Source organism: Kitasatospora sp. NPDC058170 (assembly GCF_042883905.1).
Lineage (GTDB): Bacteria > Actinomycetota > Actinomycetes > Streptomycetales > Streptomycetaceae > Kitasatospora.
In genome coordinates this window covers 158,886-182,654 of the sequence record NZ_JBHVUV010000012.1, presented here as the reverse complement: position 1 = coordinate 182,654, position 23,769 = coordinate 158,886, and the positions used below count along the sequence as shown (strand labels likewise).

Sequence of the window (23,769 nt, the reverse complement as noted above, 5' to 3'; positions counted from 1 at the left end):
CGCCGCTACCGGGTGTGCCGCTGCGCCCCGCCCGTGTCCCCCGGGTCCTCGGCGCCCGCGTCGTAGGAGGAGGTGCCCTCGTCCAGCAGCGGCTCCTGCGTCTTGAGGTGCGCGGGGGCCAGCGCTCGCAGCACGTGGTAGCCGGTGATGACGACCAGGGTGCCCAGCGCGATGCCGCTGAGGCTGAAGGTGTCGGTGAACTTCATGGTGACGTTGCCGATGCCGATGATGATGCCCGCGGCGGCCGGCACCAGGTTCAGCGGGTTGCGCAGGTCCACGTCGGACTTCATCCAGATCTGCGCGCCGAGCAGGCCGATCATGCCGTACAGGATGACGGTGATACCGCCGAGCACCCCGCCGGGGATCGCGGCCACGACGGCGCCGAACTTCGGGCAGATGCCGAACAGCAGCGCGAAGCCGGCCGCGGCCCAGTAGGCGGCGGTGGAGTACACGCGGGTGGCGGCCATGACGCCGATGTTCTCGGAGTACGTGGTGTTCGGCGGGCCGCCGAGCGCGGTGGAGAGGACGGAGCCGACGCCGTCCGCGGAGATCGCGATGCCGAGCTTGTCGTCCAGGTTCTGACCGGTCATCTCGCCCACGGCCTTGACGTGTCCGGCGTTCTCCGCGACCAGCGCGATCACCACGGGCAGGGCGACCAGGATCGCGGACCACTGGAACGACGGGCCGTGGAAGTCGGGCAGGCCGACCCAGTCCGCCGTGCCGACGCCCGACAGGTCCAGGCGCCAGTGGTCGGTGAGGTGCCCGCTCGCGTCCACCGAGTGGATCCTCCCGAAGATCCGGTCGAACAGCCAGGAGATCCCGTAGCCGAAGACCAGCCCGAGGAAGATCGCCACGCGCGACCAGAAGCCGCGCAGGCACACCACGGCCAGCCCGGTGAACATCATCACCAGCAGCGCCGTCCACTGGTCCTGCGGCCAGTAGGTCGAGGCGGTGACGGGCGCGAGGTTGAAGCCGATCAGCATGACGACCGCGCCGGTGACGATCGGGGGCATCGCGGCGTGGATGATCCGCGCCCCGAACCACTGGACCGCCAGGCCCACCAGGAACAGCGCCACACCCACCACCAGCACGGCGCCGGTGACCGTCGCGCTGGTGCCGCCCTGGGCCCGGATCACGGCGGCCACCCCGACGAAGGACAGCGAGCAGCCGAGGTAGCTGGGCACCCGGCCGCGGGTCGCCAGCAGGAAGATGACGGTCGCCACGCCGGACATCATGATCGCCAGGTTGGGGTCGAGCCCCATCAGCACGGGCGCCACGAATGTTGACCCGGCGAATGCATGACGAGTGCCGACTATTGCCAACAGGCTTGATCGAGAGGCTCGTTGTGAACGTCCGCCTGCGAATGCGTCGTGCGGTGATCTACATCCGGGTGAGTGTGGCTCGGGAGGAGATGATCAGTCCGGAGTTGCAGGAGCATCAGTGTCGGGGGCTGGTGGACCGGGAGAGGCTGATGCTGGTGCGGGCTCCGCTGATGGATCTGGGGAAGTCGGGGCGGAGGTTCAGTGACCGGCAGATCGCGGAGATCATCGCCATGGCGGAGCGTGGTGAGTTCGAGGTCCTGGTGTTGTGGGTGTGGTCACGGTTCGGTCGCAACACGCTGGAGTCGTTGCAGAACTTGGACCGGTTGACGGAGCTGGGTATCGAGGTGCGTGCGGCGAAGGAGGACTTCGACGGGCGGACGGTGATCGGCAGGTTCGCGATCCGGCAGATGCTGAACATCGCCGAGTTGTTCTCGGACCAGTTGTCGGAGACGTGGAAGGAGACGATCGCCCGTCGGCAGCGCAAGGGCCTGCCGCACGGGAATCAGGGGCGTTTCGGGTACTACCGGTGCGAGACGTGCCCGCCGAAGGAGCGGGGTGTGCCGTTGGAGACGTGTCCGAGGTGCAAGGAAGGGGTGCTGAAGGTCGACCAGGCCCTGCTGGGGCCGCGGTTGTGGGACGCGTACGAGCGGGTTGCCGGCGGGGGGAACACCGTGGCGATCACGCACGAGTGGTACCGGGACGGAATCACCGATCCGGTGACCGGGAAGCCAGTGACGCCGGCACACCTGTACGACATCCTCGACTCCGGCTTCGGGCTGGGGTTCGTGCGCTACCGGCTGCCCGATCAGCTGCATGTGGTGGCGCCGGACAAGAACGGGGTGCCGCGCAAGCGGCGCAACCGCTCCAGGCGGCCGGAGCAGTTCGGCCTGTACCTGCCCGGCCAGCACGAGCCGGTGACAGGCGACCGGGCGGTGGCGGAGCGGCTGTGGGATCGGTATACCGCGCGGCGGGGCACGACGCCGAAGCGGGCGACGGTCGATGACCGGCATGTGCCACGGTACTCGGTGAGCGGGCGGATGCGGTGCCCATACTGCCGCGGCGGGATGCAGCCGCTACTGCGGGCGAGGAAGGTACGTCGGCCCGAGGTGAACGGGCGGCCGCATCCGTTCGACGTGACATGGCGGTGCCGCAACCAGGCCGAGCTCGGCAGCTGCCCGGAGGGCGGCTACGGCAACCTGGAGCACATCGAGACCCGCCTGGTTGCGTGGCTCCGCGAGCAGGCCGACGCGCCCGGATCCGTGCACGACGATGCCGTCGCCGAGACCAAGACGGGTCTCGTAGCCCGGGAGGAGGAGGTGCGGGCGGAACTCGCGGACCTGATCGTTCAGGAGGACGCGACCGCCGACGCCGTGGCAGCGCGGGTGATCGATCACCAGGCCGCGCAGCGCAAGAAGGAACGCATCGACAAGCGCCGCACCGAGCTCACCACCGAACTGGCGGAGCTGGAAGCGTGGCTGGCGAAGGTACTGCGGCACCCGGGTGCCGCGGCGATCAAGTCGACCCTTGAGGCCTGGGACGACGCCACGCCGGCGCGGCGCAACGCCATGGTCAAAGACATGGTCCGGCACATCGCCGTCCGCAAGGGCCGCGGTCTGCCCCTGGATGCCAAGTACGAGATCACCGCCACCTGGGAACCACTCCGGCAGCCCTGACAGCCCTGGGTGCGGCCGTTACAGAGAGCGGCTGGAACGGCCGGCTGGGTGCCGGTGGCTATGTCTGGGACGAGAGCTCGTTCCGGGCACAGCCACTGTGGTTGCCCTAACCGTCTGGCTTCGCATCTGCTCGACCCGACAGGTCCTCACGTCTGGACGGAGAGCATCGGGGGCTCCGATAGGAGAACGTGCCGAGTACTCCCAGCTTGTCGTACCAGTGCGCCACACTGTGCAGATGAGCTTGGAGGACGAATCACCGGGTGCCGTGATTGCCAACCATCGTCCGCCGACGTCGAGCATCGAGAAGGCCCTCTTCGGCACCGCGCTCACGTGCGGCATGCCCTCGCGCGACGAGCCGCTCGACCGGCGTCACCCGGGCACCGGCAAGCCCATCCTTTCCAGCCGAGTCGCCCATATCCATGCGCGAAGCGAGGGCGGGCCGCGGTGGAACGGCACCATGAGCGAGGCAGACAACCGCAGTTACGAAAACCTGATCTTGATGTGTGAGCGCCACGCTTCGGACATCGACATTCTGCCCCACCTCTACCCGCCCGGGGAACGACCTTCACCCGCCTGCTGGGGCGGTGCTCGCTGCCCGTCCGGCACGACGTCCTGCAGATCTCCTGCTACATGCCCCACTTCCCGCGCAAACCCACGGCCGACACCCCTGCGGCTCCCCTCCTGGCGGTTGCCCAACTCGGTTACCTGCCCGAACACATCCCCCAGCGCATCCCCGGCGACTGGGTCCGGGTCCTGTTCGAACATAACGCCCAGCCGTCCCTGCGGTCCTGCCAGAACAAGCGGTTCCGACGCTCGGTCTCCCTTCAACTCGTCCAGGCCGCCACCGCTGGACCTGGGAAGAGGCGGCCAAGTTCTGCGGAATCCCCTCCGGCTGGCTCCGCCGGAACGCACTCCTGCTCTCCGCCACCGCCTACCAGCAGCACGGCCAGGGAATCCGTCGGCGCCACACCCGTCCGTGGAACGCGCAAGCACCCTATCTCCAGGGTGGCCCCATTCGGCAGGACCAGCGAGTCAGGGTTGAGTCGCCAGGTAGTGCGTACAGAGGGAGCTGTGGGGCTGACGACAACGGCGGCTCTGGTACCCCCGGCCGGAGCCAGGGACGCCCGGAACCGGCCAGTGCGGTTCCGGGCGCTGGCCCGTTGAGGGTGCGAGCTACTTCTTGGACCGACGCTTGAAACTCCGCATCGCGGCTGTCACTCCGGCGACGATGGCGGTCGCCACGAGCTCGGCGGGGAGCTGGGTCAGGAGCCCGTTGTACACGAGAGCAAGGGCATCGTGCATGGGTGGAATGCCTCCGTGAGCGGTGTTGACGGCGGAAGCACCACTCTGGATCCGGGATCTGACCCCCAGAACGTTCGGCGACGATCACCGACATCTTCGGATGCGGCTCCACAACTTTGGACAACCTGGCAAGCTAGCCGGACAAAGCTGGACGGTTCTGGACGGTAGGTGGAGCTGATGGGGAGATCGGGGAAGAACAAGCGGCCAGCGCTGCCGGATGGGCCGCTGAAGACGCTGAACGACGCGCTGCGCGATCTTCACCTCAAGGCGGGCCAGCCCTCGCTTGCTGAGATGGCTCGTGCCATCGCGGGCGGCCCATCGCGTAGCAGCCTGCACGATGCCCTCACGAGCTCCAACCTGCCGAAGCGGGACACCATCGACGCCTTGGTCGGGGTGCTGGTCCCACGCGTACGTGGCCTTGACGCCGACGAGGCGTTCGATCGCTTCAACCAGCTCTGGTTGGCGGCCGCGCTGGCCGTCGATGCACCAAGCAGCGACGGCGACCACCCGCGGGAGGATCAGTCCGGCGGGCGTGAAGGCGAGTCGGCTCGTCGCTCGCACGTTGAACTGACGCCGCTGCCGGAAGTCCAAGCACTGGCCACGCACCTGAGCTCTGCCATTCACCAGCTGGAGCTCACTGCTGCGGAGTTTGCCAGGCGCGTCAAGTTGAGCCCCACCGTGGTGACGGGCTACCTCAGTGGCGAGCGGATTCCGCCGCAGGGCTTTACCGATGTCGTCTTGTCGAGCGTCACGGAAGTAGAAGGCGAGAGCGCGGCTGCGCGGCTTCGCCCGGAGCTCGACCGCCTACGCATCGAGGCGATTCGGGCGCGTTATGCCAGCGAGGATATCGGCCGGATGCGGGCCCGCCTGGAGCAAGCTGATTCGGACACGCGCCAGGAGCTTGAGATCGTTATCAAGATCCTGGAGGGATCGCCCGAATCTTGGCCGGATCGGGTGGTGGCCGTCCTCGATCTCCAGCGCTTCTCGGCCCTCACGGATCGCGAGCAGCAGATCTGGCGGGAAGCGCTGTACGAAGCCGTGAGGCAGACCCTGGCGCAAGCCAACATTGATCCAGGCCAGGCCATGCTGAAAGACCGCGGCGACGGCCTCGTCATCCTCTTCGGTCCATCCGTACCAGCCAACGACCTCGTCACCTATTGGCTGAGCCACTTCTGGTTTGGACTGAGCGCGGTCAACGCCAATCTGGCCCGGCCGGTGCTGGTGCGCATGGCCTTGATGCAAGGCGCCGCGGGAACCGACTCCCACGGCGGGTACGGACCCGCCGTGGTGCAGGCCCATCGCCTCATTGAGTCTCGGGATCTGCGCGATCTCCTCCGGCAACGTCACGGCGAGCTGGCAGTGGCGATCCCGGATGACCTCTACCAGCTCATCGGCCAGGCCAGCCCGTACAGCGCCGCGCAGGCGCGTCTGTACGCAAAGGTCGACCTGCAGCTCAAGGACGGATCGACGACCGCCTGGGTTCGCGCCTTCGAGCCCCTTGGACCGCGTAGCTGAAGCCACACCGGCGTCATGGCTGCCGGCCCGGCGGCGTGAGGTCGCAGCTCGCTCGTCCGGTGGCCAGGTCCCGGCCGACGTCCGGCCGGGGCCGAAGGTGAGGCAGGATCGCCTACCCGGCTTGCAGGACGGCGATCAGCTCTCACCAGGGGCAGACCTTCACCTGGTTGCCGTTGGTGCCCACGTCGATGTTGGCATCTCCGACGCCGATCTCGACGCACATCTTGTTGCTGTTCCACGGGCCGTAGTACCAGCTTGGGCCGTCGAGCACGGTGGCGGCGGTGGTCGACGCGAGGCCGGTCTCCGAAGGCCAGTAATTGATGTACTGAGTGTTCCCGCTGTTGTCGTACCCGATGTGGTTTGCCCACATCCAGCAGTAGTTGTTGGCGTTCCCCGCCTGCTGCCAGATGTGCGGCGTCACGATGTTACTGGTGTAGGTCAGGTAGGCGTAGCAGCCGGAGCCGGCGGGGCCGATCTGGGTGGGCCAGATGTTGAGGCCGGTTGCCGCCACTGCCGACGGCGCGTTGACCAGCACCAGACTGCTCGCAATCATCGCACCGACCACAGCAGCGCGGGTCACGCGCTGTCCCCAGTTCCACTTCATCGGGGCGTCCCTTCGTTTGGACATGGCAGGAGAGCCCGAAGCCCCCGTTGGCTACTGGCGGAGACTAGAAGCGAGCAGAGCCTGAGGGAGACCAATATCGGCCAACTGAAGGGGAGTTGAGGCCACAGGATGGCGGCAGTCCTGACCCTAAAGGCGCGTGGATTTGCTTCGCTTGGGCCTCTCGGCGCGGGTCAACCCATCGCCTTGCGTGGATCGCACTGGACCGTGACCTCGTGGCGGCTCGACCGCCAGTCGCAGCCGAATCATGGTTCGGTTGCCGGGGCCTGGAGGAGCGGGTTGGGGTGGCGCGCGCCCGGCGACCAGAAACGTTGCCGCTGGTAGTTCAATCCGCCTTATGCAATCACCCGTGTGGGCGCACGCGCTGTTCGATTTTCGGTAGCTACCATCCAAGTCCTGGCTTCCTGCAATTGCAGCTGTAATTGCAGGAACCTTCTGACCTGCAGCTTTATGCGGGCTGGCAGGTGGGTCCGAAAAACTCCTGGTCGTACGAACGGAAGGCGGAATTGACATGACCGCATACAAGAACGGCGCGCCGGCAGGTGGCATTGCCACCACCTGGATCAAGGCGCAGGCGAGCAACCTCAACGGCCAGTGCGTGGAGCTTGGTGCGCTGGCGACTGGGGGTGTGGCGATGCGTAACAGCACCGACCCGACCGGTCCGGCGCTGGTCTTCACCGACGCCGAGATGCGGGCTTTTCTGGCCGGAGCTCGCGCTGGTGAATTCGATCATCTGATCTCACAGTAACCCGCTCGTTCGATAATTTGACAAGGGCATCGCGCGGCCCTCCAGTGTGGAAGACTTGCCTTCTCTTGACTTCCTAGGGAGGGCCCGCGTGATCCCCGAATTCGGTGATCAGTTTGACGCCGATAATCTCATCGCTTTTCGTCGGCCGAGTGCCGATCCGGAGCAGAACCCCACGGCCGCCGGCCTGCTCCTCGGCTTGCAGCTGAAGGCGCTCCGCAGCGGGAGGACGCTGAAGAAGGTTGTCGAGGGGATCGACAACCGGCTGTCCCAGGCCAAGCTCAGCCGGTTGGAGAACGGTGAGAGCCCGCCGAAGCCCGACGACATCCGGGCCCTGCTGCGCTTCTACAAGGCTGAGCCCCAGATCGCTGAGGTGGTTGAGGAGTTGGCTCGCCATGCCGCCCAGCCGAACTGGCTGCACTCTTACCGTGATGTGCTCAGCAGTTGGGTCGAGCGGCTGATGGCCTTGGAGTCGGCGGCCATCAAGCTGATCACCTACGAGGCCAAGATCGTCCCCGGCCTGATCCAGACCCAGGACTACTCGCGGGCGATCTTCCGCTTAGAGCTACCGAGCGGCCAGGCTCACCGGCTGGACCGGTACCTCTCCCTGCGCGGGGAGCGGCAGGAGCGGTTCCTGGTGTCGCCGCCACGCTCTGTCTTCCTTCTGGAGCACAGCACGCTCTACCGCAAGGTGGGCTCACCGCGGGTCATGGTCGACCAGCTCCAGCGGCTGATCGACCTCACCAGCACGCGCGGCTTCGGCGTGCGGATCATCACCCTCGACCACTTCCTCGCCTCCTCCGTTTCGTCGCTGACGCACCTCGACTTCGGCCGGTCGGGCCTGCCCGAGCTGATCTACAACGAGCGGCTGCGGGGCGCCGACTACTGCACCCCCACCGCGGATGAGCGGCCAGGGCCGGACGAGGACCACAAGGTGTCCGAGATGGAGGAGTACAAGCAGCTCCTGTGGCAGCTCGTGGCCGTGGGGACCGAGCGCCAGGAGAGCCGTGAGCTGCTGCTCGAAGCCAAGGAGCACTTCGAAGCGCAGCTCTGATCCGCGGCGCCGGCCCGTGGTCCGGTTACGGGACCAGGGCCAGGCCGCCGAACTCGATCCATTCCCTGGTGCGTTGGCGGGGCAAAACCTCGGAGTCAGGCCGCCAGTCGGTGACGTCCAGGAGCCCGGGGGGCTGGATATCGAGTCCGTCGAAGTAGGTGCGGACCTCCTCCTCGGTCCGCACCCGGCCCCAGTTGTTGTTCGTCTGCTCGGCCATGAGGCGAGTGACGCCGTCGCGCACGGCCTTGTCCTCGCTCACGAGCTGGCAGATGACGACCACGCTGCCGGACGCCAGGAGCTTGATCGTCTCGCGCAGCAGGCGGGCCGGCTCAGGATCCGGCACGCAGTGAAGGACCGAGACGAACAGGGCGGCCACCGGCTGCTCGAAGTCGATGAAGCCGTCTACCTTGGGGTGGGACCGGATCGCCTCCGGGTTGGTCATATCGGCAGCGACGATGGCGACGTCATCGTTCTCGTCCAGTAAGAACCGGCCCTGGCTCAGCACCACCGGGTCGTTGTCGACGTAGATCACCTTGGTACCGCGGTGAATCCGCTGGGCGACCTGGTGCACGTTGTCCTGGGTCGGCAGACCCGACCCGTGGTCGATGAACTGGCGGATCCCATAATCAGCAGCGATGTGCCGGACGACCCGGCGCAGGAAGGCGCGGTTGTTGATCGCCAGCTCGCGCGAACTCGGGGCGGTGCGCAGCAGGTCCTGGACGGCGAGCCGGTCGGAGAGGAAATTGTTAGTGCCGCCTAGGAGGAAGTCGTACATCCTGGCGGCACTTGGTACTGAAAGATCGATCTTGTCCTGTACTGGATCTTCATCCACGGGCACCCCTCCGCGTTCGGACAACCCCGGGCTCCTCCAGGGCAGATGATCCACCTCATGGTAGGGGCGCACTGCAAAGCCCACCACTACACAGACGGGTGAAGTGGCGCGGGCTGGCGCACGGGTGGCGAACGTGGGGGCGAGGTCCGGTGGGCGCGCCGACCGACCAGCACCGAGCCGGCTACGGGCAGGTGCCATTGACCTCCGGGGTGTCAACTCGCAGGAGCCGCTGGGCCATCAGCAGATCCGCCCGGGCTTGGGGCGGCTCGATTCCCATGAGGGCGGCGGCCTTCTCGACCGGCAGGCCCAGGTGGTCGAGCAGCGCCGCGTCGGCGTTGTCGGCCGGCAGAGCGCGGTGCAGGTGGTCGGACAGCTGGTCGGACGCATCGAAGCACGCGGCGGTCACTGTGGCCCGCAGGATGCGCCAGGCGTACGCCGCAGGATTCCGCTGCTGCAGCACCACGCCCCACTGCCGCTCGGTGAACCGCAGGGCCACCTCGACGGCCTCGCGGCTCAAGCCGGGGTCGAATAGCCGGGCCTGCGCGTAGCGGTGGTACCCATCCGTCTGCATCAGCACGAACGCGGCGAAGCCACTGCGATACGTCTTGCCGCGGATGGCGGCTGATGCTGCCGCTGCGCCTTGGTTGGTTACCACAGGACGTCCTCGTCAACTCGCGGGTGCCCACGTACAGGTGTCTCGTTGCCGGCTCGGCTGACGACGGGCTCGCCCCGCCGGGGTGCGGCAGGGCGAGCTGCGGTGGTCAGGCGTGCTGCGGACGTGGCCGGCCTGGAGGACTAGCGCCGGTACGAACGAACGACGACGGCTACGAGGCCTTGGACGTAGGACATCAACGCCACGACGAGGTAGACCCGCCCCGGGTCCACGGCGGCACGGCCGCGCAGGAGAGCAGCGGCCAGGAGCACCGGCAGCGCCGCCAGGGCGGCCAAGCCGATCGCTCGCGAAACCGGCATATGCAATCGCACCGGCCGGGACGTGGCGCTGCTACGTTGGGGGTCCCTCGGGGCACGCTGCGCGCGCCCTCGGGAGGGCTGATCTGGCATTGGTGGCAACCTCTCTGGATTGGCCCTGCGCCCTGGGCAGTGTTGGCTCACTGTCCAGGGCAACCCCGTTCTGGGGGCGTGCGCACCACGGTAGCTCCCGCGACAGGACAAATTGGCCCCCAACTGCCCTGGTGCAAAACCATTTTGAGCGATCCGCCGAGCCGAACTGGTGTGCTCAAAAACCGTTCATAGGATCGGTCGGGAACGGTCGGAAAGAGCCCTTGTTCGGGTGGGAGTGGTGAGGGATTGAAGTCAGCACCTGTAGGGCTCTGGCGCAAGCCGCTGACAGAGAGGCCGACGGCCGGCGGCTGCCGATCTGCCTGTGGCCGTTTGCCTCTGCCGCCTTGGCACCGTTCCGGCCCAAGCTGCTCCGCCGCCCCCACCCCCAGCTTGATCCACGTCGTTACCTATGAGGGCCACCGCCGGGCGATGACGACACCTGGGCGACGGGCGGTGCAGCGAACCGGGACACGTACGGCTACTGGCGCACCCGGCTGTGTGGCATGGCCTGCCTGCGGATGGCCCTGTTCGCCCGCGATGGCCAGGCGCCCACCCTGTTCGAGCTGCTGGACGGCTGCCGCGCCTACGGGGGCTACGTCCAGTGGCCAGAGGGTGATGTCGACGGCTTGTACTACCAGCCGTTAACGGCGCACGCCGCCGCCCATCACGGCCTTGCATCAGAGATCATCACGGTCCTGACCCCGGACTGGCTCATCGCGCCGAGCTCGACCAGGGCCACCCGGTGATCGCCTCCGTCCACAAGGAGATCCGCCGTCCCGACCGGCCAACCTCCGGCTGCGGTGGGCACTTAGTCCTCGCCACCAGCCACCAGGACGGCGCTGTGGCGTTCCGCAACCTGTCCGGCCACGCCGCTGACTCCCAGGGGGCGGTCATGCTGCTCGACCACTTCGACACCTTTGCCGCCAGGCGAGGGATCTCACGTCCAGAGTCGGGTCGATGGCGCGATGGCAGGTGCTCTGTTTCCAGTTCCCCGACCCTAGTTAGATAAATACCTTCGCGGACAAAGCTGGCGTGTGCAGGAAATCGTCGACTGGCCTACCGCTTTGGCATGTTTGAATTTAGTCCGATTGTTGGCGGCGATCGCCTCGCCGCAGTAAGTCTTCGACAATCGAGCCAAGTTGCAATCCCGCGCCCAATCTTGCACAGTTTGCCGAGCAATAGAATTGGCCAGCTTCTTCGACCCCGTGTCCAGTAACCTTTACCGTGCAGTGCTCGCACTGGGGTGCCAGCTTGAAGATGGCGCACTCAAAACTATCGAAAGTGTAGACATCTCCACTTGCAGTGTGAATTTCAAATGCATAATATTGAGCATTCTCGCAAACATCGCATTTCTTGGCGTGGGTTTGCGTTGGAGGTGCGGCCAGATCCTCAGGCTCTCCGGACTCGCGGTGTCGCTGACTCCACGCTGCAAGACTTCCTGCAGCGATGCAGCTACCGCCAACGATGAGGCCGGCCATTTCGAGGAGCGGGCTCATGGCCCTTCGCCCATGGCCGCAAGTCCGACGGCAGATAGTGCGCCAGTGATACTCAAAACCAAAAGTAGCATGCATTCCCATATGTCATTATCCGTTGCCGGATATGGGTGTACATCATGAAACGGGAGCACCCTGGCGTAAAGTAGGGCGCCGAAGATACCGACAGTGAATGACCCTGCCTGGATTAGCCCTCTGGCTACATGTCTCTTGGTCCTTGAAGTGATCAGATCTACATTTCCTGCAACCAGTAGAACTAGGCCTGCCAGAACGGCTTCGCCGCTAGCGATGAGGCTCCGGACGTCGTGATTCTTCTCGGGCTCCGTGATGCCAGGTGCTGAGATGGCCAACAGGGTAACGACCGCACTGGCGATAAACCAGACAGTCATTCGAAGGGCTGGCTTGATTTGATCCTCGCCCACCCCCAATGTATTTGCCGCGCGCCGTCCGAGGCGACTTGCGAAATCTTTGGCTTTTGCTCGAACTCCCATAGTGGTCCAATCGTGCGGGCGGCTATCCGTCCTTGACTGCTGGACGTCTAGCAGCGCGGATGTCGCGGGCGTCCCGGGTGGCCCAACGGTCGTGCTGTCAGGTGCCCGGCAGCTTCGCCACCAGACCGTCCATCGTTTCCTGGGTGCTCACCTCCTGCGCCCCGAGCAGGTCCGGACTGCTGGCCGGCAGGGGCCGACAGACGTGCTTCAGGTTCCACGTTCCGATGATCGCGCTCACGGTGCTCCTGGCAGGAGTCGTTGGCCAGCGTGCTCGCCGACTCTTCCCAGCCGTTATCCCCTGGCCAGGTGCCGAGGTCCGGTGACTCGCCGGGCACCGACCTTCTCGTTCACTCGCACGTAGGCGTCACCTGTTGCCCCTGCGCTCGTTACGCCGGACGATCACGCCCCTCTTCGTCCTTGGAGAAGCCGCCCGTGCGCATGCGCTCTCTTCTGGCCGCAGCCGTCGCCGCTGTCGCCTCTGCTGCCCTTGTAGCCGTTCCGGCCCAGGCCGCCCCGGTGCCGCACCGAGCGGCCGACCAGACCATCACCATCACGCTGTCCGAGGCCATCGACAACCTGGCGGTGGCAGATGAAGATCGGACCGGGTACGAGCGAACGAAGTTCCGGCACTGGATCGACGCCGACAAGAACGGCTGTAACACCCGCAAAGAGGTGATCATCGAGGAGGCTGTCGAGGCTCCCGAGATCGGTCCCGGCTGCTCCTTGATCGGCGGCAGCTGGTACTCGGCCTACGACGGCGTGACGGTCACCGACCCGGCTCGGCTCGATGTTGATCACGTGGTGCCCTTGGCAGAAGCCTGGGACTCTGGGGCCTCGGCTTGGTCGCCGCTGGAGCGCGAGCGCTACGCCAACGACTTGGACGAGCCGCGGGCCCTGATTGCCGTAACCGGCCGATCGAACCGCCAGAAGTCCGACAAGGACGTCAGTGACTGGTTGCCGATGCCCAGCGACCAGTGCACCTACATCACCGACTGGACCGTGGTGAAGACGCGCTGGGGGCTCAGCATCGACCAGCGGGAGCAGGACACCCTGCAGCAGCTGGCTGCGGGTTGCCCGAACGAGCCGATCACGGTGGAGCTGGCGCGGTAGGACCGCAGGACAAGAGGCCGGCGCAGGTGGTGGCTGCGTCGGCCCTTGGTGCTGTTCGTATCGGTTGAACCTCGTGTGAGTTTGCTGGGCTCGCAGCTCTGGACGACAGTAGAGGGGGGCACGGGAACGGGGTCCAGCACCGGCAGGGGTGAACTAAATGCAGTATGTGAGCCTAGCGAATTTCATCAAGGACCCCGCTGGATTTGTCCGTGACACGGGGAAGAATGGCGTACGGCTTATTATTGGCCGCCAAGGTGATGTTGTTGCCTACATTGGCCCTGGCGCCCGCCGCGTCCCCCGTCCCGAACCTAGGGACATTCGGGAATTGAAGCAGCGACCCCACGACCCGGGCCGGATCGTCGAGTGATCGAGACGAGTCATGTCTGATGTTTTCCGTCGCCGAGAGCGAAACCTGCTTGACGGTAACTCGGCCCAGTTTGCCGGCCGCGAGGATTTCCTGGAAGCAATTCTGGCGAGCGGCGAGTACTGTCACATGGACGATCCGGTCGGCCAAGGCGACCTGCACGATGACATATTTCGCGCCTGGCTTGAAGAAGGACAGACCGCGTGTGGATTTGCTCAGCGCATGTCGGGATTGGCGGAGTCAAATTCTGCAACGTTCCTTCAGCCAAACCGCGAGGTTCTGCGTGAAGTCGTAAGCGGGGTGCTACGTGCTTTTGATGAGAACGAGCCTGAGATAGCTCAGCTGATCTTCCCCTACGTGACTGCTCCGACAGGGCTGACTGGTCTCATAAACGATCTGTGCAGTGATGGAACGTGGGTGCTAAATATATCGGGTAGAGATGATAGCGGAGTCTTCGTCTCGCTTGAGTACCACACACCGGGTCGGATGGTGGCTGCTGTCGCTCTTGGGTTCGGCCCGTTCGACTTCTTACCGTTCACGCGGCAAGGGCCGTTTACGGCGCTGCTTCTGTGCCTGAGATCGGACACTCCCGAAGGACGGCAACAGCGTACCGACGGCCGGATTCCTGTGTATGTGCAGGACGCTAGGATGGCTGGCAATGCGCAGGTTGATGTGATTAGTGCCGCCGAGACGGTTCAGATTAAGTCGAATATCCTGAACGGTGAGTTCGTGGAAGCGGCGTCGAAGGACGTGACGTTCCGTCTCCCCGAGGCTAATTTTGATCAAATCATCCAGAAATGAAACCCCTAGGCGCTTGAGCCTAGGGGTGGAAGTTGCGTCACTCTGCCGAATTTTGTTGCGGCAGAAGATCGCGGATATTGCGGGGCTCAAGGGAGCGGCGAAGGATCTCCAGGGCCGTGCCATCTGGGCCAACGACGGCAATCGTAGAGCCGTCGTTGTCTATCATGTCGAACCTCGGGGGGTGAGGGCGCGGTAGAGTTTCCAACTCCCGCAGTGTGAATCGTGGACGCTCTCGATCTGACATTCTTTCTCCGGGGGCTAAAGCGGCAGACGATCGTTGCCGTCGGCATTTTGATCATGAAGAAAAGCTGACTACTCGTCAACACTTTCCCGGGTTGCGGGTCACCATAGCCTGGCCTTGAGGAGCCGCGGAAGGCGTTCCGGTAGCGGAATGGCTAACCAGTCTCGCCCGCCCGGCTGCCCATCCGCATGGGACCTACGCCTCAAAGATCCGTCCTACCTGCACTCCGGCGACCCCAGCTGCTGACTCCACTCCTGGAGGAACAGCGCCCGCTGGGCGGCCTCGGCTGAGGGGTCGATCCCCGGATACTGCCGCTGCAGCGCGGGAGACAGCCGCTCCCAGGGTTCCTCCAAGATGACGTGCAGCTCGACGTAGGTACCAGCTCGGTAGATCTGGCCGCCCACAGTGAAGCCGTCGCTCCGGTTGATCCGCTCCCAGAACCCGAACCCCGCCGACTTCCACGTCAGGTACGGGTCGTCCGACGGCGGAGCCATCGTCCAGACCGGCTGGTCCCTGGCTGGCGTTGTCGTGCCCGGCACCGTCCGGTAGTACGCCGTACTGCCGTCCAGGACCGACGTCACCCGGCAGAACGGCGACGTGGACGTGGTGGCGTTCCGAGCCGCCGCAGCCAGCATCCGGGCCGCCGGTTGGACTGGTGCGGCCGCCGTGGCCTGGTGTGCGAGCCCGGTTTCGCGCGAGTCGCCGGGCAAGGGGACACCGCCCACCATGATCAGCACCGCCAGGATGGCACTCGCCAGCACCACGACGGCCACGAATCTGGACCACGCGGAGGGCGTCCACGGTGACAGGTCGGGCTCTAGGGTCGGCTCGGCTGCCGGCTCCGGTGCCGCTGGTCGGGGTGGCGGCGGGGCCGTCACCGTGACGTGTAGCTCGACCCGCACCCGCTCGCCGTCGAGGTGTACCCAGTCCGTGTGGTGGCCAGCCTCCAGGTTGGCCGAGAGCTCCCGGCCGCTGAACCAGGCGACGAACTCGGTGACGCCCTGCTGCTCCTCGTACTGCTCGTTGTTCCAGAATCGACCCCAATGGTTGAGCGCCGACACCCGGCCCATGACCGAGCCGTCGCACGTCCGCACCGTGACCCGCTGGTCCGGCGCGATCTGCCCGGTAGCCACCGGCCCGAAGTCAACCGCCGACGGATCAAGCACCATGAGCCGGGGCGGCGGTGGAGGCGACGGCGACGGCTTCGGCGGCGGACTGGAGCTGGCGCGGGCCTGCCGTCGGCTCAGGTCGTAGTCGGCCCGGCGAAGCCGGTCCGTCAGGATGTCGCGGGCCTCGTTGAGCCGGACCACCTGCTCGTGGGCGTAGGCCTGCTTGTGCTCGGGCCGCCCGTCCGCCACGCCAGGAACGCCGTCCGGGGAACGGCCTCAGCCGATCCCCCGATAAAGTCCCAGCTCACGACTGTGCGCAGCGCATGCCGGATGTTGCACCACCGCCCGTTAAGCGAAGTAGGCGCCTCGGAGGAGTCCGTCGAATCCGAGTGCGGCGTACATCTCCTCGAATGACTCCCACTCCTGCTCGTCGCCGCCCGCGTCACGCGAGGCCTCGACGTCCGAGGCCTCCAGGTCCCGCTCGCGCCACTCGTGCGCGCAGCGGCATCGGACGAACACGAGGTCGGGGTGGACGTGGATGAGGAGCCAGTCGCGTTCGGCGGCGCACATGGCGCAGGTGATGAGGATGCCGCGGGGGTTGAGCGGGCCGGGGTGGGGGACGGCGAGGGTAGCGGGGGCGGGATCGGAGGGCTGCGGCTCGTGGCCGAAGCGGAAGTGGGTGTAGCGGTCGTCGCCGGCGTCGGACGTGGTCAAGGAGCCCCCAACTCTCGTGATGTACAGGGTTAAATGCCCAGAGAGCAAATCTTCTTCCCTTTTTGTCTGGTTTTATCAGGTGATCCGCGTCACCCCGGGTGATGGTCACGGTCGTCGGACGAGGAGGGTGTCGGTTCCGGCGAGGCGTTCGGTCACGTCGTTGGCCTGGGGGTGGGTGGCGGAGGCGAGGGAGAGGCCGGCGGAGGTGAGTGCGGCGACGACACGGGCGGCGAGGTCGTGGCGTGATTGAGAGTTCTCGGTCTGTCGGCCGAGTGTCACGCAGACGCGCTGAAGCCTGTCCTTGATCAGTTGGACCTGGCCATCGGGCGGTTGGTGGGTTATCCGCTGTGTGGTGAGTGCTGCGGCGGCGTCGGCGTGCACGGCGGATGCACGGGCAGCGTCGATGGCTCGCGCAGCGGTGTAGATCGCGCCGTGCAGTTGCTCGGCGGCGGTTTCCGCGGCGGTGACCTGGATGATGAAGGGGCCCATCGCGACGGTGTCGGTGGCGGGGTCGAACTGGAAGCTCCAGAAGTCGCGGGCGACCTCACGTTCACTCTGTCCCGCTCGCCGGGCGGCGGCCTGTGCCCCGCGGCCGGTTCCGCGTGCCCAGTCCTCGAAGTGGGTCAGGCCGTCGCGCATCTCCTTCAGCCCGGGAAGGGCTGCTTCGAAGCGGCTGCGGGCAGCGGTGAGCTCGTCGGCCGCGGTGTGGTCGGTGCCGAGTTCGGTGAGCGCGGCCTTCTGGAGGTCGGCGGCCGTCAGCAGGTTGCGCAGGGCCGTCACGAGCGTGCGGGCGTCGATTTGCTGGGAGTCGAAACTGCGGACCTGGGTGGGCTGTTCGCACATGCGGCGCACTGTCAGGGCGACGGCGGCGTTCCACCAGGTCGCCTCGGAGACGGCGATGGCGTGCGGGTTGTCGGCCGGGGACCAGTCGTCCGGGAGTTCGCTCATGGGGGCATGGTGGCGTGCCGGGCGCTGTGGTGCACGGGTTTTCCCGGCGGAGTATCGCGTTTCTCCCATGGCCCACGGTGGCGTACAGTCGGGTTCACCGACGCGGGGTGGAGCAGCTCGGTAGCTCGCTGGGCTCATAACCCAGAGGTCGCAGGTTCAAATCCTGTCCCCGCTACGACGAAGGCCCGGGGCCGCGCACAGTGTGCGCGGCCCCGGGCCTTCAGTGTTGTCAGTCGGTGGTGATGTCGAGTTGGCGGGCGGCGTCGGCGAGGTGCTGGAGGCAGATCTCGGCGGTGGCTGCGGTGGCGACGAGGTGGGCGACGCGGGCGGTGCCGAGGTTGCCCGCGGGCGGGAGGAGGACCCGGTCTCCGATCTGGTGCTCCCACACCAGGCGTTCCAGCCAGTGCTGGTGGCGCAGTGCCGGGTCGACGATGACCCGGGTGAGTCGGCCGCTCGCGGGGGCGTAGGCCATGTGGATTGCGGCGGCTCGGCGGCGGGTGGGGGTGACGTCGGGGCGCAGGCCGAGCGCGATGTCCGCGGCGGCGAGCGGCAGGTCGATGCCGGTGGCCTCGCGGACGAGGTGCGGGATCAGGTCTCCGCCGAGCCTGCCGTTCACTTCGATCAGGCGCGGGCCGCTGTCGGTCAGGCGCATTTCGACGTGGGAGACGCCGTTGGCGTAGCCGACCGCGTGGAGTGCCTGGATGGCGACGGGGCCGACGAGGGCGAGGAGCGGGTCGCCGGCTTCGACACTGTGGCCGGTCTCCTCGAAGTACGGCGGCAGGCCGAGGCGCTTGCGGGTGACGGCGACCGGGGTGGTGACGCCGCGGACGGTGACGCACTCCACGCTGATCTCCGGGCCGTCGAGGTACTCCTCGACCAGGACTCCGCACCGACCGGTGGTGTGCTCGTGGTCGCCCGCCGCCTGGTCGGCGAGGTCGAACGCGGCCTGGAGGTCCTTGGGGGTGTCGGCGAGGCTGACGCCGATGCTGCCGGCCGCGGCGGCGGGCTTGAGGACGACGGGGTACCCGATCGTGGCTGCGGCGGTGCGGGCCTGGTCGAGGGTGTCTGCGCGGACGCTGGCGGCGGAGGGGACGTTGAAGGCGGCGAACGCGGCGCGGCTGGCCGCCTTGTCGCGGCAGGCGTGGGCGGTGGCAGTGGAGTTCCCGAAGGTGGCGAACCGGCAGGCGAGGTGGGCTGCGGTGTGCTGGGCGAACTCGTCCCAGGTCAGGACGCCCTTGATGTAGTGGTCGGCGGCGAGGCGCTCGGCGGCGGCGAGGCTGGCGTCCGGGTCGCTGGTGTCGGCGACTTCGTGGCCGTGGATGTAGGGCGTTTCCCAAGTCGGCTCGCTCGGGCTGAGGAGGACGACACGGTGGTGCTCGCCGATCTGCTCCAGCGCGTAGCGCCGGTACTGCTCATCGCCTGCGGATACGAGCAGGATCGTGGGGATGGTGCTGGTCAGGGTGGTCCTTCCGTGGATGGGGCCGGTTGTCACCAGGGCAGGTGGGGGTGGTGGTGCAGGGCCTGTTCGCCGAGGCGGCGGGAGAGCGCGGCGAGCACGGCGGCGGTGGCGGGGTCGTGGGCGGGGAGGTGGACGACGGTGCGCAGGACGGTCGGCCGGTAGCCGAGGCGCTTCTTCGCCAGGTAGTTGGCGCGGCCCGCGTCGATACGGCGGGCGCCGTGGTCCATGGCCCAGCGGGGTGCCTCGGTCATCAGCCAGGTGTAGGCATGGCGGCCGAGGGGGTGCTGGTAGTCGATGCCGGACGCCCAGAGGTACAGGCGATCGTCGTGGAGCCAGGAGTACAGCCCGCCGACGAGGTGGCTGTCGGCGTGGGCGGCGAGCAGGACGGCGCCGGGGACCTGGGCGAGGCGCTCGAACAGGTCCTGGCCGTACAGGGCGGTGCCGTGGCGCTCGGCGGTGCCGACGGCGAGGCGGGTGAACGCGGCCAGGTGGGGCAGCATCCGGTCGCCGGTCAGCGGGGCGAGGGTGAGCCCGGCTTCGGTGGCTCGGCGCCATTGGCGGCGGATGTCGCGGCGGTGGTCGGCGGGGGTGCCCGCCCACCAACCGTCGAGGCCCCGGGTGGGGTCGAGGTCGCGGACGTGGGCGGCGTCGGTGGCGAGGTCGAGGACGTGCGGGGCGCCCAGGTGGCGTCCGGCGGCGGCCAGCCGGTCGGCCTGGTCGGTGCTGAGACCGGAGTAGACGACGGCGTGCGCGCCGAGCTGGTCGGCGAGGTCGAGGCCGGCGCGGGCGGTCAGAGCGGCCATCGGGTCGGTGCGGGCTCCGGCGCCACCGTACTGGCCGTGCGGACTGCCGGAGTACAGGACCGGTCCGGGCCACACGGGCGGGACACCGGCGTCGACTTCCTGGCTGGCCCAGTAGGGGGATCCGTCGCGGGGGACGAGGAAGTAGGGCACGGTCTCGGTGATGCCGGCGTCGAGGTCGGTGATGCCGGTGTGGCGGTGGGCCAGGATCTGCTCGGTCGTGACCTTCTCCCAGGCGGCGGTCCACTCGCGGGTCCGGGAGGGGTGGGCGGCGGGGTGGTCGTCGCGGGGGGCGTCGGTGATCGTGGCGTACCAGGCACCGACGGCGCGCGGGTGGTGGTCCAGGTCGGTGGGGCTGTGGGTGATGTGTCGCTCCGGTGGGTCGGCGGTGGCGGGTTCTTCAGGTCAGGCGGCCTTCAGGGGCCGGTCGGCTTCGTCGGTGAGCTCCCAGGCGCTGCGATGGGCGCGCAGACCGCGGAAGCAGGCCCAGGTGCCAGCCGAGACGAGCAGTGCCGCTGCCGCGGTCAGCATGCTCAGGTGGTCGGCGGGCCACAGGGCGACCAGGAGGCCGGCCACCGGCAAGGGCGCGAGGACGAACAGGACGGTGGTGGCGAGCGTGGCGGCGAAGGCGCGCTCGGGGATGAGACGGGTGCGGGCGGTGCGCAGGACGACGGTGACCGCGCCCTCGCCGGCCATCAGCAGCCCGACGGCGGCGGCGTAGAGGACCAGGGTGGGGGCCACGGCGCTGGCGAGGGTGGCGGCGCACATGGCGGCGGCCGAGGCGGCGCCGACGTTGAGCAGGCCCCATCTGTCGATGGCGCGGTGGGCGAGGGCGATGGCGGCCAGCGAGAGGGCGGCGGCCACGCTCCACACCAGGCCGACGGCGGCGCTGGAGTGCTGCAGAGTGCGGGTGACGGTGATCGGGGCGGACACCTGGAGCAGGCCCGAGGCGAGGTTGACGCAGGCCAGGGCGCCGACCAGCCATGCCAGGGCGGGGGTGCGGCGCAGGGTGCCCAGGCCAGTGACGAGACTGGCGAGGGGGTGCCGGGCACCGTGGTCGGTGGTGACGAGGTGCAGGCGCGGGTGATGGATGCGCACGCTGGCGGCCACGGTGGCCGTGACGGTGGACAGGATGGCGACGGCGGCCAGCAGCAGGGCGGGGCCGGCCAGCAGGAGAAGTCCGCCGATCAACGGGCCGATCAGGAGCGCGGTCTGGTCGGTGCCGGTGAGGACCGCCTGCACCCGGTGGGCGCGGTCGCCGGCACGTCGGCTGGCCTCGGCGCCGACCGCCTCGTTCGCCAGGAAGCTCGCTTCGGCCAGCATGCCGGCGACGACGCCGAAGGCCAGCACCAGCCAGGGACCGGCGCCGGCGGCCAGACCGGCGGTGGTGGCGAGCGCGGCGCCCGCGCGCAGCAGACTCGTGGTCAGGACGGCGACGCGCGGGCTTCGGCGGTCGATGATCGGGCCGGCTCCCGCGATGGCGAGCAGGCGGGGCAGCCATTCCAGGAGGAAGGCGAGCCCGGCCCAGCCCGGGGAGTGGGTGAGGGTGAGGACCAGCAGCGGTACGGCGTACATCACCGCCGCGGCGGCGAGGGAGTCGGTGGCGCGCAGGACGTAGCAGCGCAGCAGCCAGTCGCGCTCGGCTGCGTGGTGCCGTCGGTGTGCGACGGCGGTCGGGCGGGGCATGGCGGACTCTCCTGGTCGGGCGGCCGGGTCAGCGGCGCCGGCGCGGGGCGGCGGAGGCGGCGGCTGGGGCAGTTGTGGTGGCGGCCTGGGTGTGCCGTGGCCCGTTGGCGGCGGGGTGGGGCAGCTTGGCGATGTGGCGCACGCGCCAGGTCAGGACCGCGGTCTCCGAGTCCGCGCTGTCCAGCTCCCGCCAGGAGCGGGCCCGCTCCAGCAGGGCCTTGGGGTCGTGGCCTGCGGATTCGGCCTCGGCGAGTGCCGCGGCGAGGGCGTCGAACTCGGGCTCGGCCAGCAGGCGGTGGGCCCCGTCTCCCGGCACGGCCCGGCGAAGGGCCTGTTCCTGGCGCTGGCGCACCTGCGGCGGCAGGGCCCGCCCGCGCTCGCGCAGGACGGCCATGGGCCTGGCGGCGGCGTGCCGGTAGGCGGCTCGCAGGTGGGCGGCGGCCTCGCGGGCGGTGGCGGCCTGCTGGCGGTGGCCCTGCTCGGCGTGCCAACGGCCGGCGGCGATGACGAGCAGCACCAGGACCGACAGCAGGGTGGCCGCGGCCGAGCCGTCCGGACCGCGGTTGCCCGCGTACCCGCCGGACAGCACGGCGCGGGCGGCGCTGCGCATCGAACGGGCGGAGGAGTTGGCTGCGCGCACGTGCGACCGGGAGGCCCGTTCGTAGGCGCGGGCTGCGGCAAGCAGCTGCTGCTTCTGCCCGGTCAGGGCGGTGGCGGCGAGCGCGTCGAGGACCTCTCCGGTCGCCTCGGTCACCGCGGCGGCATCGGCCGGTGTCTCGCCGTCGAGCACGTCGAGGGCATCCGCGGCTACGTCGGCCGCCCGCAGTCGCGCGGTCGCGGCCGGGGAGCGGCGCCCGCCGGGCGTTCGCCCGCCGCCCTCGTGGGCGGCGCTCTGGTCGTCGACCGCGCGGTCGTCGAGCGGCACCGCGAGGCGCCGGCGGATCCTCGGCAGCGTCAGGTCCGGGGCGAGCCGGTACCCGCCGAAGAACACCGGCTCTCCCGCGCTGTCGCGCTCGCACACCAGGGCGACGCTGTATCCGAGGGTGTCGCCGGACGGCCCGGTCTTCCGGTTGACCAGCACGCCTGCGGCCTCCAGCCGGGCGAAGAACTCCTCCTCGCCGCGTGCGCCGGCCAGCGCCTGGCGGACAGCGTCGCGCAGCCGCTGGCGGCTCGTGTCCTCCTCGCCCAGGCGTTGGGCCTTGTGCTTCTCGCGGTTCGTCGGCTCCTTGGCCGCTGTACCGTCGCCGGGGTTGAGCTGCCGCAGCCCCCACTCCTTCTCGATCTTGCGGCATTCGGCCTGGGCCCGGGGGTAGTCCCTGCGCAGGCGGGCCTGGGTGAGGTCTCCTCGAACCGTGGTGGCGACGATGTGGATGTGGTCGGCGGCATGGCGCACCGCCACCCACCGGCATCCGTCCGGATCGCCGTCCTCGGCTATGCCGGTGGCGGCGACGACCCGGCGGGCGACCTCGGCCCACTCCTCCTCGGTCAGGAGCCGGTCGTTCGGGTCGGTTCGCACGGAGCAGTGCCAGACGTGCTTGGCGGGCTTGCGGGCGCGGCCTAGCTGGTCGACCCGCATGTCCAGCACGGACTGCAGTTGCTTGAGCGAGGCGTCTACGTCGCGGCCGGGGTCGGGGGCGAAGCCGTCGAAGGAGGTGACCAGGTGCGGATCGGTGTGCTCGTCGCGGCGACCCGGCCCGTAGAGGTAGGCGAGCAGTCCGTAGGTCTTCGAGCCCATGACGATGTTCGGCACCATGCGGTCAGCGGCCCTTCAGGAGCTTGGCCGAGGCTGCGTCAATGGCGGTGACCGTCGTGCGTACGGCGGCGAGGGCGGCGACCAGGTCGGCCGGGTTCGGCAGGCCCCCGGAGTTCAGCTCGCGGGCGATCTGGTTCAAGTTGTTGCCGACGCGGGCGGTCTGCCGGCGCGCGACGGCGAGCTCGTCGAGCGACCGGTCGAGACGGTCGTCGGGGTCGAGGGCGGTGCTGCGGCGGGCGGCGCTGAGCGCTGCAGCGGCGACGAAGCGGGCGGCGGTCTGCGCGCGCTCGGCGGCGGCGCTCTTGATCTCGGACTCTTCGGACAGGCTCAGACGGACGGTCAGCTTGCGCTGGCGCTGCTGCGGCTCGTGGAAGCGGCGGCGCGGGCGGCGAACAGTGCTCGGCTCGTCGTCGGCAGCGGCGATCATCGATGGTCTTCCTGTCAGTTAGTCCTGTTGCCGATGCCCCTGGCTTCGGTGAGTCGAAGTCGAGTCGAGCGCCCCCGCCCGACCCGGCTTCGGCTTCCCCGCCCCCTTGGGCGGGGCGTGCGCCGTGGGGCCGGCGCTATGGACGGGCACCGCACAAAAGGGCGGCGGGGGGGGGGGGGGGGCCGGCGGGGGGGGGGGGGGGGGTTTGTGGGGGCCCGGGGGGGGGGGGGGGTGGGGTACGGGGAC

Annotated in this window: 20 protein-coding genes, 1 tRNA gene and 1 pseudogene; 8 read left to right on the top strand and 14 right to left on the bottom strand. The window is 68.4% G+C overall.

Going from position 1 to position 23,769, the window contains the following annotated elements; translation table 11 throughout:
* Positions 1-5: 5 nt before the first annotated feature.
* Positions 6-1,289, bottom strand: a pseudogene (locus ACFVVX_RS15955) (uracil-xanthine permease family protein); the annotation flags it as partial.
* A gap of 38 nt (positions 1,290-1,327) precedes the next feature.
* On the opposite strand from ACFVVX_RS15955, the gene ACFVVX_RS15950 reads away from it, so the two are divergent.
* Both ACFVVX_RS15950 and ACFVVX_RS15945 read left to right on the top strand, forming a co-directional pair.
* Positions 1,328-2,995, top strand: a complete 1,668-nt coding sequence (locus ACFVVX_RS15950; RefSeq protein ID WP_387945730.1) for a recombinase family protein — start codon at positions 1,328-1,330, stop codon at positions 2,993-2,995.
* 1,470 nt (positions 2,996-4,465) lie between these two features.
* The gene (locus tag ACFVVX_RS15945) at positions 4,466-5,812 is read left to right on the top strand and encodes a hypothetical protein (RefSeq protein ID WP_387945728.1); all 1,347 of its coding nucleotides are present in this window, start codon (positions 4,466-4,468) and stop codon (positions 5,810-5,812) included.
* A 142-nt stretch (positions 5,813-5,954) separates the two neighbouring features.
* Here ACFVVX_RS15945 and ACFVVX_RS15940 read toward each other — a convergent pair whose 3' ends face one another.
* The gene (locus ACFVVX_RS15940) at positions 5,955-6,416 is read right to left on the bottom strand and encodes a hypothetical protein (RefSeq protein ID WP_387945726.1); all 462 of its coding nucleotides are present in this window, start codon (positions 6,414-6,416) and stop codon (positions 5,955-5,957) included.
* Between the two features lie 529 nt (positions 6,417-6,945).
* On the opposite strand from ACFVVX_RS15940, the gene ACFVVX_RS15935 reads away from it, so the two are divergent.
* Positions 6,946-7,182: a DUF397 domain-containing protein gene (locus ACFVVX_RS15935; RefSeq protein ID WP_387945724.1), complete on the top strand. Its 237-nt coding sequence runs from the start codon at positions 6,946-6,948 to the stop codon at positions 7,180-7,182.
* A gap of 88 nt (positions 7,183-7,270) precedes the next feature.
* Complete coding sequence (locus ACFVVX_RS15930; RefSeq protein ID WP_387945722.1) at positions 7,271-8,233, top strand: helix-turn-helix domain-containing protein; 963 nt, start codon at positions 7,271-7,273, stop codon at positions 8,231-8,233.
* Between the two features lie 25 nt (positions 8,234-8,258).
* On the opposite strand, the gene ACFVVX_RS15925 is transcribed toward ACFVVX_RS15930, so the two are convergent.
* From ACFVVX_RS15925 to ACFVVX_RS15915, 3 genes are all read right to left on the bottom strand, one after another.
* Complete coding sequence (locus tag ACFVVX_RS15925; RefSeq protein ID WP_387945834.1) at positions 8,259-9,071, bottom strand: SAM-dependent methyltransferase; 813 nt, start codon at positions 9,069-9,071, stop codon at positions 8,259-8,261.
* A 175-nt stretch (positions 9,072-9,246) separates the two neighbouring features.
* Positions 9,247-9,720, bottom strand: coding sequence for a hypothetical protein (locus tag ACFVVX_RS15920; RefSeq protein WP_387945720.1), 474 nt, complete (start codon positions 9,718-9,720; stop codon positions 9,247-9,249).
* A 140-nt stretch (positions 9,721-9,860) separates the two neighbouring features.
* On the bottom strand, positions 9,861-10,037 hold the full coding sequence (locus ACFVVX_RS15915; protein WP_387945718.1) for a hypothetical protein: 177 nt from the start codon (positions 10,035-10,037) through the stop codon (positions 9,861-9,863).
* A gap of 593 nt (positions 10,038-10,630) precedes the next feature.
* On the opposite strand from ACFVVX_RS15915, the gene ACFVVX_RS15910 reads away from it, so the two are divergent.
* Positions 10,631-10,873, top strand: a complete 243-nt coding sequence (locus tag ACFVVX_RS15910) for a hypothetical protein (protein ID WP_387945716.1) — start codon at positions 10,631-10,633, stop codon at positions 10,871-10,873.
* Between the two features lie 1,335 nt (positions 10,874-12,208).
* Here the strand turns inward: ACFVVX_RS15910 and ACFVVX_RS15905 are convergent.
* A complete protein-coding gene (locus ACFVVX_RS15905) occupies positions 12,209-12,349 on the bottom strand; it encodes a hypothetical protein (RefSeq protein ID WP_387945714.1) in 141 nt (46 codons plus the stop codon).
* A gap of 200 nt (positions 12,350-12,549) precedes the next feature.
* On the opposite strand from ACFVVX_RS15905, the gene ACFVVX_RS15900 reads away from it, so the two are divergent.
* Positions 12,550-13,221, top strand: coding sequence for an HNH endonuclease family protein (locus tag ACFVVX_RS15900; protein WP_387945712.1), 672 nt, complete (start codon positions 12,550-12,552; stop codon positions 13,219-13,221).
* Between the two features lie 379 nt (positions 13,222-13,600).
* On the top strand, positions 13,601-14,386 hold the full coding sequence (locus ACFVVX_RS15895; RefSeq protein ID WP_387945710.1) for a hypothetical protein: 786 nt from the start codon (positions 13,601-13,603) through the stop codon (positions 14,384-14,386).
* Between the two features lie 456 nt (positions 14,387-14,842).
* Here ACFVVX_RS15895 and ACFVVX_RS15890 read toward each other — a convergent pair whose 3' ends face one another.
* The 3 genes from ACFVVX_RS15890 to ACFVVX_RS15880 form a co-directional block, all read right to left on the bottom strand.
* Positions 14,843-15,985, bottom strand: coding sequence for a hypothetical protein (locus tag ACFVVX_RS15890; RefSeq protein WP_387945708.1), 1,143 nt, complete (start codon positions 15,983-15,985; stop codon positions 14,843-14,845).
* A gap of 99 nt (positions 15,986-16,084) precedes the next feature.
* Complete coding sequence (locus tag ACFVVX_RS15885) at positions 16,085-16,450, bottom strand: hypothetical protein (protein ID WP_387945706.1); 366 nt, start codon at positions 16,448-16,450, stop codon at positions 16,085-16,087.
* 105 nt (positions 16,451-16,555) lie between these two features.
* Entirely contained in the window at positions 16,556-17,398 is an 843-nt protein-coding gene (locus ACFVVX_RS15880; protein WP_387945704.1) for a hypothetical protein, read from the bottom strand.
* A gap of 101 nt (positions 17,399-17,499) precedes the next feature.
* On the opposite strand from ACFVVX_RS15880, the gene ACFVVX_RS15875 reads away from it, so the two are divergent.
* A tRNA-Met gene (locus tag ACFVVX_RS15875) sits at positions 17,500-17,573 on the top strand.
* A gap of 54 nt (positions 17,574-17,627) precedes the next feature.
* On the opposite strand, the gene ACFVVX_RS15870 is transcribed toward ACFVVX_RS15875, so the two are convergent.
* From ACFVVX_RS15870 to mobC, 5 genes are all read right to left on the bottom strand, one after another.
* A complete protein-coding gene (locus tag ACFVVX_RS15870) occupies positions 17,628-18,890 on the bottom strand; it encodes an ATP-grasp domain-containing protein (protein ID WP_387945702.1) in 1,263 nt (420 codons plus the stop codon).
* Entirely contained in the window at positions 18,887-19,810 is a 924-nt protein-coding gene (locus tag ACFVVX_RS15865) for a GNAT family N-acetyltransferase (protein WP_387945700.1), read from the bottom strand. Before ACFVVX_RS15865 ends, ACFVVX_RS15870 begins: the two co-directional genes overlap by 4 nt.
* A 252-nt stretch (positions 19,811-20,062) precedes the next feature.
* Positions 20,063-21,343, bottom strand: a complete 1,281-nt coding sequence (locus ACFVVX_RS15860) for an MFS transporter (RefSeq protein ID WP_387945698.1) — start codon at positions 21,341-21,343, stop codon at positions 20,063-20,065.
* 28 nt (positions 21,344-21,371) lie between these two features.
* A complete protein-coding gene (locus tag ACFVVX_RS15855; RefSeq protein ID WP_387945696.1) occupies positions 21,372-23,096 on the bottom strand; it encodes a relaxase/mobilization nuclease domain-containing protein in 1,725 nt (574 codons plus the stop codon).
* Between the two features lie 4 nt (positions 23,097-23,100).
* On the bottom strand, positions 23,101-23,523 hold the full coding sequence (gene mobC, locus ACFVVX_RS15850) for a plasmid mobilization relaxosome protein MobC (protein ID WP_387945694.1): 423 nt from the start codon (positions 23,521-23,523) through the stop codon (positions 23,101-23,103).
* Between the last annotated feature and the right edge of the window lie 246 nt (positions 23,524-23,769).